General features: G+C 65.3%; 13 protein-coding genes. 8 read left to right on the top strand and 5 right to left on the bottom strand.

Translation table 11 applies throughout. The annotated features are described in order from the left end of the window. Positions 1 to 179: 179 nt before the first annotated feature. From AC1DSN_RS11095 to AC1DSN_RS11085, 3 genes are all read right to left on the bottom strand, one after another. A complete protein-coding gene (locus AC1DSN_RS11095) occupies positions 180 to 1547 on the bottom strand; it encodes an SRPBCC family protein (RefSeq protein ID WP_213950034.1) in 1368 nt (455 codons plus the stop codon). Positions 1548 to 1774: 227 nt separating this feature from the next. Continuing rightward, complete coding sequence (locus tag AC1DSN_RS11090) at positions 1775 to 2416, bottom strand: response regulator (protein ID WP_107912726.1); 642 nt, start codon at positions 2414 to 2416, stop codon at positions 1775 to 1777. Next, complete coding sequence (locus AC1DSN_RS11085; protein WP_213950035.1) at positions 2413 to 3681, bottom strand: sensor histidine kinase; 1269 nt, start codon at positions 3679 to 3681, stop codon at positions 2413 to 2415. Before AC1DSN_RS11085 ends, AC1DSN_RS11090 begins: the two co-directional genes overlap by 4 nt. 203 nt (positions 3682 to 3884) lie before the next feature. On the opposite strand from AC1DSN_RS11085, the gene AC1DSN_RS11080 reads away from it, so the two are divergent. From AC1DSN_RS11080 to AC1DSN_RS11060, 5 genes are read left to right on the top strand one after another with little or no spacing between them, the layout of a single operon-like run. Continuing rightward, positions 3885 to 4481 (top strand): GNAT family N-acetyltransferase, encoded by a 597-nt coding sequence (locus AC1DSN_RS11080; protein ID WP_063571634.1) that lies wholly within the window; start codon positions 3885 to 3887, stop codon positions 4479 to 4481. After that, positions 4478 to 5251: a septum site-determining protein MinC gene (minC, locus tag AC1DSN_RS11075; RefSeq protein WP_063571635.1), complete on the top strand. Its 774-nt coding sequence runs from the start codon at positions 4478 to 4480 to the stop codon at positions 5249 to 5251. Before AC1DSN_RS11080 ends, minC begins: the two co-directional genes overlap by 4 nt. Positions 5252 to 5285: 34 nt before the next feature. Then, on the top strand, positions 5286 to 6098 hold the full coding sequence (gene minD, locus AC1DSN_RS11070; protein WP_063571636.1) for a septum site-determining protein MinD: 813 nt from the start codon (positions 5286 to 5288) through the stop codon (positions 6096 to 6098). Between the two features lie 2 nt (positions 6099 to 6100). Then, on the top strand, positions 6101 to 6370 hold the full coding sequence (gene minE, locus AC1DSN_RS11065) for a cell division topological specificity factor MinE (protein ID WP_063571637.1): 270 nt from the start codon (positions 6101 to 6103) through the stop codon (positions 6368 to 6370). Then, positions 6367 to 6852 (top strand): hypothetical protein, encoded by a 486-nt coding sequence (locus AC1DSN_RS11060; RefSeq protein WP_213950037.1) that lies wholly within the window; start codon positions 6367 to 6369, stop codon positions 6850 to 6852. The genes minE and AC1DSN_RS11060 overlap by 4 nt, the downstream gene beginning before the upstream one ends. Positions 6853 to 6954: 102 nt before the next feature. On the opposite strand, the gene AC1DSN_RS11055 is transcribed toward AC1DSN_RS11060, so the two are convergent. Then, positions 6955 to 8223 carry a multidrug effflux MFS transporter gene (locus AC1DSN_RS11055; RefSeq protein WP_063571639.1) on the bottom strand — a complete coding sequence of 423 codons (1269 nt, stop codon included), beginning with the start codon at positions 8221 to 8223 and terminating at the stop codon, positions 6955 to 6957. A 90-nt stretch (positions 8224 to 8313) separates the two neighbouring features. Between AC1DSN_RS11055 and crcB the strand changes: the two genes are divergently transcribed. The 3 genes from crcB to AC1DSN_RS11040 are packed head-to-tail and all read left to right on the top strand — an operon-like array spanning position 8314 to position 11347. Continuing rightward, positions 8314 to 8703 carry a fluoride efflux transporter CrcB gene (crcB, locus tag AC1DSN_RS11050; RefSeq protein WP_063571640.1) on the top strand — a complete coding sequence of 130 codons (390 nt, stop codon included), beginning with the start codon at positions 8314 to 8316 and terminating at the stop codon, positions 8701 to 8703. Positions 8704 to 8750: 47 nt separating this feature from the next. Continuing rightward, entirely contained in the window at positions 8751 to 9875 is a 1125-nt protein-coding gene (cfa, locus tag AC1DSN_RS11045; protein ID WP_063571641.1) for a cyclopropane fatty acyl phospholipid synthase, read from the top strand. Positions 9876 to 9910: 35 nt separating this feature from the next. After that, positions 9911 to 11347 (top strand): MFS transporter, encoded by a 1437-nt coding sequence (locus tag AC1DSN_RS11040; RefSeq protein ID WP_213950039.1) that lies wholly within the window; start codon positions 9911 to 9913, stop codon positions 11345 to 11347. Here AC1DSN_RS11040 and AC1DSN_RS11035 read toward each other — a convergent pair. After that, on the bottom strand, positions 11276 to 12433 hold a 1158-nt coding region (locus AC1DSN_RS11035), incomplete at its 5' end, for a carboxylate--amine ligase (protein WP_477330688.1). The genes AC1DSN_RS11040 and AC1DSN_RS11035 overlap by 72 nt on opposite strands.

Below are 12433 nucleotides of genomic sequence, written 5' to 3'. Positions count from 1 at the left end.
CTACGGCCCGTCTCGAAGAGCCGCGCCGCGGCCCCAAGGGCCAACCCGACCGCGACCCCAGCGACAGCACCAGCGTGAGGCGGCAAACGCCGCTCAGAACACCAGCCGCACAGCGGCTATCCGCATAAAAAAAGCCCCGCCGTTACCGGCGGGGCTTTCAGTGTTGCTCTAGACGAAACTTACTTCGAGAGCGTCGGCGCGGAGGCCGCTTCGGCCGGAGCCGCGGCGGTGCCTGCCGGGGCCGGGGCCGTGGACGAGCCGGCCGGAGCCGCGGTGTCCAGCGTCTGCGGCTTCAGGCCGGCTTCCTGCTCCGGGGTCTGCTCCGGGAGGTTGTCGCCCTGCAGCGGCAGGTAGATCTCGAACTTCTGCTCGTCGTAACCCTCGATGGTGCCGTGGTTATTGGTCGGAGCCTTCGTCTGGATGTCGTAAGCGCGGAACACCACGTCGTCGTACTTGTAACCGTGGGTCTGCGAATAGGCTTCCAGCATCTGACGCGTCTGCGGCAGGCCGGCACCGGTGCCTTCCCAATCGGCCTTCAGGGCCTTGCCACCGAAGGCGAGTACGGCCTTGACGTTACCGTCGACGATGACGCGACCCAGCTTGTCCTTGCTGCCCGGAGCTGCGTTGTCGGCAGCGGCCGGAGCGGCGGAGGTCGAAGCTTCGGCCGGATCCAGCGACGGACGCTGGGCGGCGGTGATCTCGACGTCCTGGCCGTTGATCTTCAGCGTGGTGGCGTCGATCTCGGCGGCCACGTCGAAGGTGTAGTTCTGATCGCCCCAGTTCGTGGTGATCGTGATACGCGGGCTGGTGATGTTCACGCCCAGCTTCTTGGCGGTCGCCTGGATCTCGGCCATCGCCTTGTCCGACGCGGTATCGACATCGTCGAGGGTGCGCGGCGCGGTGGTGGAGACGAACAGGATCGGCTTGGCCGGCTGGTCGACGATCGACGGAACCATCTTGCTGTAGTCGATGTTGGGAATCGACGCCATCAGGTTCTGCAGATTGGACAGGCTGAACTGGATCAGCGCGTCCGGATCGCCGTGGATGTAGAGGTTCGAGAAGCGGTTGATCAGGTTGAAGCCGTACGAGACGTCGTAAGCCCAATTGACCTTGACCAGCTTCTGACTACGACCGGTGCGCTCCAGCGTGATCGTGAACTTCTTGTCGCTGCCGCGCCAGCCGTTGTCCAGGTTCCAGACAATGGTGCCCTTGCCGGCATCGGAGATCTGGGCGAAGCCCGGATCGATAGAGGCAATTTCGAGGGCGCCATCACCGACCTTCGGGTCGGAAGCCTTCCAGGAAATCTTTGCACCCGGGCCGTACGCCTTACCCGACAGCTCGAACTGGACCTTCGAATCGAAGGAACGCAGCACGGTGTAGTCGGGGAAGCGACGGAAGTTGCTGAAAACGTCGTAAACCTGACGCAGATCCTTGCTAATCAGCATTTCGCGCTCAACATGTCCGGTTGAGGGCATAGCAACGCCGACCACGACACCGAGTACGGCGACGATGACGAGGGCGACAATAAATTCTAACAGACGCGTCATTCCACGGTTCTCCGAACGTCTTACGAACGGGCTCTACGCACAGCCATGGACGCCGTACGCTCACCCCTGAAGAATCGGCCCGTGGCAGGGGTTCGCCCGCGCCGAAAGAGCCGATGGTACTTGCTCGCGGCGGGGAACGCCATTGGGTGCCCTGCCCTTTTTCGCAAGCGGGTACAAGGCGGTTTTCGGCCGCGGCGGCCCGGCGGGGGCCGCCGGTCAGCGCCGGGTCAGACGATACCCAGCTCCAGAGCCTTCAGGACGGCGCGCGTGCGGTCCCGGACACCCAGCTTGGACAGGATATTGGAGACGTGGTTTTTCACCGTTCCTTCGGCCACGCGCAGCGAATTGGCGATCTCCTTGTTGCTGTAGCCGCCCGAGAGCAGGCGCAGGATCTCGGTTTCGCGCTCCGTCAGGGGATCGGGCTGCTCGAGGCTGGAGAACTGGTTCTGGATGCGCCCCACCCCGGCCAGGAGTCGCTGGGTCACCATCGGGGCGACCAGCGACCCACCCGCGGCCACCGTACGCACCGCTTCCACCAATTGGTCGAGCGAGACGTCCTTGAGCAGGTAACCGCGCGCGCCGGCCTTGAGCCCGGCCAGCACGAGCTGATCGTCGTCGAAGGTGGTCAGGATGATGGTCGGCGGCAGTTCGTTGCGGCCGCCGAGGGTCTGCAGCACGTCCAGGCCACTCATGTTGGGCATGCGCAGGTCCAGCAGGACGACATCCGGGCGGATCTGCGGAATGGTCTGCACCGCCTGGGCGCCATCGGCGCATTCAGCCACCACGCGGATGTCCCCGGCGAGGTCGAGCAGCGAGCGAATGCCCTGGCGAACCAGGTTCTGATCGTCAACGAGACAGACGGAGATCATGAATGACCCTCGGAAGGAAAGGGAATTGTGGCACGGGGCGGAAGGTCCGGATCGTCGACCAGCCCCCGCTCCAGCGCGGGTCGCGCCGGCGCATGGGCCAGGGTCGGCTCCTCGCCCAGGGGAAGGCGCGCGGTCAGGGCAAAGCCGCCGTCCGTACCGGTTCGAAAATCGACGGTGCCGCCGAACTCGGCCAGCCGCTCGCGCATGCCGTTGAGGCCGTTGCCCGGGCGGACCGCGCCGCTGCCATCGCCACGACCGTCGTCGCGCGCTTCAAGACAGAGTTCGTCAGGACCGGTGTGACGAAAGGTCAGCCACAAGTGTCTCGCCTGCGCGTGGCGCACCGTGTTGGTCAGGATTTCCTGCACGCAGCGCAACAACATCTGCGCCCGGCGAGGATCTTCGACGCCGAAGCGCGGGGGCACGCTCAACTGCACCTGCAGGCCCGGCACGCCCTCGATCAGGCTACGCACGGCCTGGGTCAGGTCGATGGCGTCGTCCTGGCGCAGCTCGCTGACCACCTCGCGCACATCGGCCAACAGTTGCTTGGCGGTGCGCTGGGCCTTGAGAACGTGCTCCCGGGCCGTGTCGTTGGTGAGATGGCTGGCCACCTCGAGATTGAGGCTCAGGGCGGTAAGGTGATGGCCGACCAGGTCGTGCAGGTCACGTGCGATGCGCATGCGCTCGGCGATACGGGTGGATTCGGCCAGCAGGGCGCGGGTGGCACGCAGCTCGGAGTTCAGTTGCCGCAGCTCTTCACGCTCGTCGGCCTGCTGGCTCGCCACCATCGAGGCGATGAAAACCAGGGCGGAGAAGCCGAAATACAGACACGCCTGCATGGTCGAAGCGACCAGCGTGAACGGAATCTCAAGGAAGACCGGGATCAACAGCAGATGCGCCAGCACCATCCAGGCAATGCCGATAGGCAGCGTGACCAGCCAGGGCACCACGGTCGCCACGATGATCAACAGGAGCGCCGCGACGCCACTCTTACTGAATACGCCGACCGCCAACGCCGTACCGGTGAGGATCAGGAGCACGGCGATGCGCGTGAACCCGTCTACGCGAAGTCCGAGATTCCGGGTAAGCAGCCAGTACACAAGGCCAAAAATCAGATAACTCGCGGTCCAGCCCAGCAACGGCATATCGCCGATCGTGCCGGGGCCGCCCCCCACCCGTTGCATGGAGAGCGGCAGGCCCACGCACAGGAAGACAAAGTACGTGGCGTACTTGAGGAGGCGGACGTTATTGAACTGAACCTTCGACATGGCCGCATCATAGGGCTTCGCGCCCGCCGCACCACCTGATAGAAGTCACGCTCCGGCAAACGGCAAGCGTCGGCTTTACAACGGTTTTACATACGCGACAGCGCGCCGCTAGGGTGGCCGGCGTGCCATAATGCCGCGCATTCGGCGGCCCGGGGGTCGCCCGTTTCGAAACCATCATTCCAGAACCCTTAGCGGAGCAACGAATGGCCCTTGCCATCCGCGACGTGCGTGAGCACGACCTGGATGCCGTGCTGGCACTCAATAACGAGGCAGGCACCGGTATCCTCGCCACGGACCGCAGCCGCCTGCGTCACCTGTACGAGATCGCGCATTATTTTCGCGTCGCCGAACAGGATGGCCGCATCCTCGGCTTCCTCATCGCCATGCGACCGGACGCCGAATACAGCAGTCCGAATTTCCGCTGGTTCCAGGGCCATTACGAAAGCTTCGTGTACATCGATCGGATCGTGATCGCGTCCGAATCGCGTGGCCATGGGCTGGGCCGAATCTTTTATTGCGATGTGCAGAGTTATGCCGAGGTACGTGTGCCGCTTTTGACCTGTGAAGTTTTTCTCGAACCGCGCAACGACCAGACCGTGCTGTTCCACGGCACCATGGGTTTCCAGGAAGTGGGCCAGCAGAAGATGGGCGATACCGGTCCGAAGGTGAGCCTGCTCGCGCGCGAGCTGCCGAGCTTTCCTTTCGTTCGTGAGCGCTACATCGAGCAGGACGGGCTGCCCTCCGTGGCCTGGCTGAGCGAACGCCAGCGTCCGATCGATGGTCACAAGGTGAACGCATGAACGCCCGTGCCGAATCCCTCGAGGCCGCCTGCGACCTCCGTTTCGGTCAGGTCGGCATTGCCTGCGTGCGTCTTCGCCGCGTGGACGCTGCCGCCCTCGTGGAAGAGCTGGAGCGTCGCGTGCGGGCGGCACCGCAAATGTTCGCCCGTGCGGCGGTCGTGCTCGACCTCTCGCACCTGCCCAAACTGCCCGACGACGGCATGGTGGATGCCCTGCTCGAAGCCATTCGCAGCGCCGGCATGCTTCCCGTCGGCATCGCCTATGGCACGCCCGAGACCGAAGCGCTCGCCGAACGAATGAACCTGCCGCTGATCGCCAAGTTCCGCGCGCAGTACGAACCCGGCCAGTCCGCCGCAACGCCCGCTGGCGGCGTACCCGCACGCAGCGAGCCGGTGGCGGCCATGGCGACGATCGACCAGGATGTCGAGCCGGGCAGCACCACCACCGCTCAACACCACACCGGCAGCGCCGTGCGTTCCGGCCAGCAGATCTATGCGCGGGACCGCGATCTGGTCGTCACGGCAGCGGTGGCCAATGGCGCGGAAGTCATCGCCGACGGTTCGATCCACATCTACGGCGGCCTTCGCGGTCGCGCCATGGCCGGCGCACAAGGCGACGAATCCGCACGCATCTTCTGCTCCGACTTCCGTGCCGAACTGGTCGCGATCGCCGGGCATTACCGCGTATTCGAAGACATGCCGAAAGAATTCGAGGGCCAGGCCGTGCAATGCTGGCTCGATAATGGAAAACTCATGATCGCGCGCCTGTGACGCGCGGTCCCACGCTTATTCGCGGAGACATCTCTTGACAGAAATCATCGTCGTCACCTCCGGCAAGGGCGGAGTCGGCAAGACCACCACCAGCGCCTCCCTCGCCACCGGTCTCGCGCTCGAAGGCAAAAAAGTCGCCGTCATCGATTTCGACGTCGGCCTGCGCAATCTCGACCTGATCATGGGCTGCGAGCGGCGCGTGGTTTACGACTTCGTCAACGTCGTGCACGGCGAAGCCACGCTCAAGCAGGCCCTGATCAAGGACAAGCGCCACGAGACCCTGTTCGTGCTCGCCGCGTCGCAGACGCGCGACAAGGACGCGCTCACCCAGGAAGGCGTGGAAAAAGTCCTCGACGAGCTGACCAAGGAAAACTTCGACTACGTCGTCTGCGATTCCCCGGCTGGTATCGAAAAGGGCGCGCACCTGGCGATGTACTTCGCCGACCATGCCGTCGTCGTCGTCAACCCCGAAGTCTCCTCGGTGCGCGACTCGGATCGCATCCTCGGCCTGCTCGCCAGCAAGACCCGTCGCGCCGAAAAGGGTGAAACGCCGATCAAGCAGCACCTGCTGCTGACGCGCTACAACCCGAATCGCGTCGAAGCCGGCGAAATGCTCAGCGTGAAGGACGTCGAGGACATCCTCGGTATCAACGTCGTCGGCGTGATTCCGGAATCGGAAAACGTGCTCGCCGCATCCAATGCCGGCGTACCGGTGATTCTCAACGACGACTCCAATGCCGGTCTCGCCTACAAGGATACGGTTGCCCGCATCCTCGGTCGCGAGCTTCCGCTACGTTTCGTCGAGCCGGTCAAGAAGGGCTTCCTCAAGCGCGTCTTCGGAGGTTGAGCATGGGTATTCTCGATTTCCTGAAGCGCAAACCCGAAGCGACTGCGGGCGTAGCCAAGGAGCGACTGCGCATCATCGTGGCCCAGGAGCGCTCCACGCGCGGCGGTCCCGACTACCTGCCGCTGCTGCGTAACGAGCTGCTCGAAGTCATCCGCAAGTACGTCAATGTCGACGTCGATGCCGTGAACGTCACGCTCGACCGCGACAGCGGTCACGAGGTGCTCGAACTCTCGGTCGCCCTTCCCGACGGCAAGCCCGCCACCTCGGCATGAACGTATCCGATCCCGCCGACGCGGTCCTCCGCGTCGGCGCCATCGGCTTCGACGAACCGCGCGTCCTGCTCGCCCGCTACGGCCTGATGCTCATCGAGGTCGCGGATGGCGACGCCATTCCCGGCAGTTTCTGGGGCGACACCGAGGCCGGCATCATCGGCACGACGGTCTACGCCCGTGCCGATACGCCCGTGCACTCGCTACTGCACGAGGCCTGCCACCTCATCGTGCTTCCCGAAGACAAGCGTGCCCTGGTGCATACCGACGCCACGGACTCCATCGAGGAAGAAGACGCAACCTGCTACCTGCAGATCGTCCTCGCCGGGCAATTGCCGTCCGTCGGTTCCACACGCCTGATGGAAGACATGGACCGCTGGGGTTACACCTACCGACTGGGTTCAACGCGTGCGTGGTTCGAGCAGGATGCACCGGAAGCGCAAGCGTTCCTGCGCGAGCGCGGCTTGCCAACGCGTTCCTTGTAGGAGCCGATTCATCGGCGATCCCGCGGCAGCGGGCAAGACCGTCGCAAGCTCTCAATCGCCGATGAACCGGCTCCTGCCAGGCGAGGGCTGCCGTCAACCCGACTAACCCGGCTCGTTGCGCTCGATCTGCGACACGACGCTCGAAGCGGCGCCAGCCTGCGTGCGAGCGAGGCGACGGCGCTCCAGCGTGGCGTAACAGATCCACGCGGCCAGGCCGATCAGGCACATGCATGTGGTGCCGATGGCGAGGGCGAGCATGCTGCCGGACAGCGCCGGCGAGAGTACGCCGGCGACGACGGCCGTGAACATCAGGCTGCCGAAGGCCTGGACGGACGACACCCCACCGCGCTGCTCGGGGAAGCGATCGAGCAGGAGCAGGGTCAGGGTCGGAAAGGCCAGTTGTACGCCACAGCCATAGAGAGCCAGTGGCAGGGTGGACCACGGCACGCGTGGATGGTCCAGCGTCAGCGCGAGGATCAGGTTCAGGGCACACGACGACAGCATGGCCGCGTAACCCCAGTTCACCGTGCGCGCCGCACTCGCCCGCCCGGCCACGCGGCCGGAAACGAAGGCACCGAAGACCATGCCGCTGACGACCGGGACAAACAACCAGGGGAAGCCATCGGCGCCCAGATGGAGCAGGTCACGGATCAGCTGCGGCGCCGACGCGATGTAAAGGAACAGACCAGCGAAGTTGATCGAACTGGCGATCGCCAGCGGCCAGAACGGCAGGTCGCGAAGAATCGTCAGGTAGCCGTGCAACAAGGGCCGCGGTCGGAACACCGTGCGCTTTTCCTTCGGATGCGATTCGACCAGCAGGCGCGCCACACTCACCGTGAGCGCCACAGTGAAGGCAGCCAGGGCCCAGAAGATGCCCCGCCAGCCATCGATGCCGAGCAACCACGCGCCGATGATCGGGGCGATGGCCGGCGCCACGCCGAAGATCATCATTACCTTCGACATCATCCGCTGGGCCTCTTCGCCCTGCATGGTGTCGCGCACGACGGCACGCCCGATGACGATGCCCGCGCCGCCGCACATGCCCTGGACGATGCGGCAGCCAAGCAGGAAGCCGAACGTCGGTGCCATCGCCGCGCCCACCGAGGCGACGGCATAGATGGCCATGCCGGTCACGATGACCGGCTTACGCCCGTAGGCATCCGACAGGGCGCCGTGAAACAGGCTCATCACGGCATAGGCAAGCAGATACACGCTGAGCAGCTGCTGCAAGGCCACTTCGCCCACGCCGAAGTCGCGCCCGATATCCGGAAAGCCCGGAAAAATGGCGTCGATCGAGAACGGCCCGATCATGGACAGGGCCGCCAGCAGGAACGGCAGGTAGCGCCGCAGGTCGCGGGTCGCGGAGGTCATGGACCTTCAAGGCGGTGGCAAGGGGACTGAGCGAGTATAGCTTCAAGGTTTCGGTCCATAATCGTGCCATCGAACTACGCAGGAGTTGCCGTGGGTTACACCGGTTTTCTTGCCGTCGGCATCGGCGGCGCACTCGGTTGCTGGTTGCGCTGGGGGCTGGCCATCATGTTCAACCCGCTCTTCCCGAACCTCCCGCTCGGCACGCTGGCGGCCAATCTTGCCGGCGCCCTGCTCATGGGCGTCACGCTGGGCGTGTTCGACCACTTCACTGCCTTGCCGATGGAAGCGCGGCTGCTTGTCGCCACCGGATTCCTCGGCGGCCTTACGACCTTTTCGACCTTCTCGGCCGAGGCCACCGGCTTGCTCCTTCGCGAGCAGTACGGCTGGTTCGCCGCGCATATCGGGTCAAACCTGGTCGGCTCCATCGCCATGACGATTGCCGGCCTCTTCATTACACGCGGAGTACTGAAGCACTTTTAAGCGCCACGCCGCGCGGGGCGGCGAGAGGATCACCAGGGATCACATCGATGAGCCACGATTCTTCTTCTCTCAAGGCACGGGCGCAGGCCCTGCTGGAACAGGCCGGCATCACCCTCGGCGGAAACCGGCCCACCGACCTCGTCGTGCATGACGAGCGCACCTATCCCCGCGTATTCGCGCACGGCTCGCTAGGCCTGGGCGAGGCCTATATGGAAGGCTGGTGGGACGTCGGCGACCTCCCGGCCTTCTTCGCCCGCGTACTCGGCTCCCATGTCGACGACTCGCTGCGTACGCTGGACACCCTCGTCGCGCACCTGAAGGCGCGTTTCCTCAACCTGCAGCGCGGCGACCACGCCTGGGACGTGGGTCGGCAGCATTACGACCTGGGCAACGACCTTTTCGAAGCGATGCTGGGCAAGCGCATGGTCTATTCCTGCGGTTACTGGGCGAACGCAAGCAACCTCGACGATGCCCAGGAAGCCAAGCTCGACCTGATCTGTCGCAAGTTGCGCCTGCGTCCTGGCCAGCGCCTGCTGGACATCGGTTGCGGCTGGGGCGAGGCCCTGAAGTACGCGGCGGAACGCTATGGCGTGAGCGGCGTCGGCGTGACCATTTCGAAGGAACAGGCCGAGTACGCGCGCGAACTGTGCAAGGGCCTGCCGATCGAGATCCGCCTGCAGGACTACCGCGATCTCGACGAACGCTTCGATGCGATCCTGTCGGTAGGCATGTTCGAGCATGTCGGCGGGAAGAACTACCGCACCTGGTTCGAAGTGGCGCGGCGTTGCCTGCATCCCGAGGGACTGGCTGTCCTGCATTCCATCGGCAGCAACGAACAGCCGGGCCGGCCCGACCCATGGATCGAGAAATACATCTTCCCGAACTCGGTCATACCGGCGATGAGCCAGGTGGCGACCGCGCTTGAAGGGCTGTTCGTGGTCGAGGACTGGCACAACTTCGGCACCGATTACGATCGCACGCTCACCGCGTGGCTGGCCAACTTCAACGAGGCGTGGCCGCAACTGGCCGGACGTTACGACGAGCGGTTCCGCCGTATGTGGCAGTTCTACCTCGGTTGCTCGGCCGGTATCTTCCGCAGCCGACGCGATCAGCTGTGGCAGCTCACCCTCTCGCCCAGGGGTGTTGCCGGCGGGCTCCGCGTACCGCGCTGACGCCGCGACGACTTCGTGCCCCGTACGGTCGGGGCATGAACGAGCGGGCGAACGCCAGCGGCGGCGTGGTGGAAACAGACGTACCGGCCCGGCTGGACCGCCTGGCGTGGGGACGCTTTCACACGCTCGTCGCCGTCGCGCTAGGCATCACCTGGATACTCGATGGCCTGGAAGTCACGATCACCGGGTCGATCGCCGGGGCGCTGAAGTCCAGCCCGGTACTGCACCTCAGCGACATGCAGGTGGGACTGGCCGGCAGCCTGTATCTCGTCGGCGCCGTCGCCGGGGCGCTGGTCTTCGGTTGGCTGACCGATCGCCTGGGCCGCAAGAAGCTCTTCACCGTCACGCTCGGCCTGTACCTCGTCGCGACAGCCGCGACCGCGTTCTCGCCGAGCTTCGTCACCTTCGTGATCTTCCGCATGCTGACCGGGGCCGGCATCGGCGGCGAGTACGCCGCCATCAACTCAGCCATCCAGGAGCTGATCCCGGCCCGCTACCGTGGGCATACCGACCTGGTGATCAATGGCAGCTTCTGGGTGGGTGCGGCGATGGGTGCCCTCGGTGCCGTCGCCCTGCTCGACGGCGGCTTGGTCTCCGCCGAAATCGGCTGGCGGCTCACCTTCGGCCTGGGCGCGATCCTCGGCCTGGGCGTGCTCGTGCTTCGACACTGGGTACCGGAAAGCCCCCGCTGGCTGATGCTCCACGGACGCATCGACGAAGCCGAGGCGGTCGTCGCGCAGATCGAACAGCGGCTGGGCGTTCCACCGCCGTCGGAACCGTTGCCGACGCTGCGCCTGCGGCCCCGCCGACTGACCCTTGGCGCCGTCGCTACCACCTTGTTTCGCGACTATCCAAAGCGGACCGTGCTCGGCCTGATCCTCATGGCCACCCAGGCGTTTTTCTACAACGCGATCTTCTTCACGTACGCGCTGGTGCTCGGGCGCTTCTACGGTGTCGCCGACGCCGATATCGGTTTCTACCTGTTGCCCTTCGCCGCGGGCAATTTCCTCGGCCCGCTGCTGCTGGGGCGGCTGTTCGACACGGTGGGACGAAAGCCGATGATCGCCATCACGTATGCCATGTCCGGCCTGCTCCTGTTCGCCACGGCGTGGTTGTTCGTCCACGGCAAGCTGGATGCCCGTACACAGACCATGGCGTGGAGCGTCGTGTTCTTCTTTGCCTCGGCGGCGGCGAGCTCCGCGTACCTCACGGTGAGCGAGAGCTTTCCGCTCGAGCTCCGTGCCCTCGCCATCGCGCTGTTCTACGCCTTTGGCACGGCGCTCGGCGGCGTGGTCGGGCCATGGTTTTTCGGCTCTCTCATCGGCACGGGCGAACGTGAGGCCATCGGTTGGGGCTATGCCCTTGGTGCCGGCCTCATGCTGCTGGGCGCGGCCGCCGCCCTAGCTCTCGGGATCGCTGCCGAGCGGCGTCCGCTGGAGGATATCGCCGCTCCGCTCGGGCGCGCCGACTGACCGTAGGAAACGCCTGCGCAACAGGCTCCGGATGAAGTAGAGCGCGGGCTGTGGGTCGTCCCGCCGAAAGGTATGCAGGTGCGCCCTCGCCCACTGGCTCAGCACGCGCAACCAGGGCAGCCGTTGGCGCTTTCGCAGGGCGAGCACCGTCGGGATATCGTGGTAGAGGTCGACGCAGGCCACGCCCTCCGGGTAAGCACGCGTCGCACGCGTCACCGGGAGTCCCTGCGCATCCTGCCAGGCCATCTCGCACACGTTCATGCCGCAGCGTGCGGCGAACTCGACGTAAGTCCACGCGCGCGTGTTCACCTCGATGATGCGATAGACGCCGTCGCGCGGATCGCGTTTGAATTCGGCGCTGAAGATGCCCCGATAATCCAGGCCATCCAGCAGGCGGCGCAAATGATGGACAGCGTCCGGCAGGATCGCGAGTGGCACGGAGTGACAACACGAGCTGTTGCCGAAGTCCGGTGGCGACATGCGCAGGCGCCGTCGGGCGAAGACGCCGGCATACGCGCCATGCCTGTCGCGAAAGCCGTCCACGAAGAAATGCTCGCTGGCCGGACCGGGAACGTATTCCTGGGCCATCACGCTGAAGCCCTGCGCATGCAGACGCGCCCACGTTTCGCGCAGCGCCTCGGGGTTGTCGACCCAGATCCCTTTCACGCCGGTGACATCGCTGAAGCGCTGTGAGTTCACGGGCTTGACGAAGACCCGGTCCATCGCGTCGAACGGGATGGTTTCGATGTCTTCCAGGCAGGCGATGCGATACGTCCGCGGATGCGGAATGTGCGCGGCCGCCAGGTAACCGGCGAAGACCGCCTTGTCCTGCAACAGCTCCTGGGCGTCGCGGCTGGACGTGCTGACCAGGAAACGCTCGCCGAGCCCGGTCGACGGCAGGTCGGCGAGCCAGAGCGCGGCATCGTCCGCGCCGGGAATGATGACGGCCCTGTCCAGCGGCATCGCCCGTAACGCGGCGAGCGCCTGTTCGCCCGGTTGGCCATCCCACGGGTCGCTGCCCGGCGTCGGCCGGTACCAGCGCGAACGGGTGACGAGATCGCCGGGTGGGCAGGCCACATAGGCGGG

It is taken from the genome of Luteibacter sp. P4_D7_3 (assembly GCF_056401735.1).
Note: the sequence above shows the minus strand (reverse complement) of the source record. Positions and strands in the feature narration are given on the sequence as shown.

Bases quoted from the DNA above. Each gene is read 5' to 3' on its own strand.
- AC1DSN_RS11095 (WP_213950034.1), bottom strand. From the start codon at position 1,547: ATGACGCGTCTGTTAGAATTTATTGTCGCCCTCGTCATCGTCGCCGTA.
- AC1DSN_RS11090 (WP_107912726.1), bottom strand. From the start codon at position 2,416: ATGATCTCCGTCTGTCTCGTTGACGATCAGAACCTGGTTCGCCAGGGC.
- AC1DSN_RS11085 (WP_213950035.1), bottom strand. From the start codon at position 3,681: ATGTCGAAGGTTCAGTTCAATAACGTCCGCCTCCTCAAGTACGCCACG.
- AC1DSN_RS11080 (WP_063571634.1), top strand. From the start codon at position 3,885: ATGGCCCTTGCCATCCGCGACGTGCGTGAGCACGACCTGGATGCCGTG.
- minC (WP_063571635.1), top strand. From the start codon at position 4,478: ATGAACGCCCGTGCCGAATCCCTCGAGGCCGCCTGCGACCTCCGTTTC.
- minE (WP_063571637.1), top strand. From the start codon at position 6,101: ATGGGTATTCTCGATTTCCTGAAGCGCAAACCCGAAGCGACTGCGGGC.
- AC1DSN_RS11060 (WP_213950037.1), top strand. From the start codon at position 6,367: ATGAACGTATCCGATCCCGCCGACGCGGTCCTCCGCGTCGGCGCCATC.
- AC1DSN_RS11055 (WP_063571639.1), bottom strand. From the start codon at position 8,223: ATGACCTCCGCGACCCGCGACCTGCGGCGCTACCTGCCGTTCCTGCTG.
- cfa (WP_063571641.1), top strand. From the start codon at position 8,751: ATGAGCCACGATTCTTCTTCTCTCAAGGCACGGGCGCAGGCCCTGCTG.
- AC1DSN_RS11040 (WP_213950039.1), top strand. From the start codon at position 9,911: ATGAACGAGCGGGCGAACGCCAGCGGCGGCGTGGTGGAAACAGACGTA.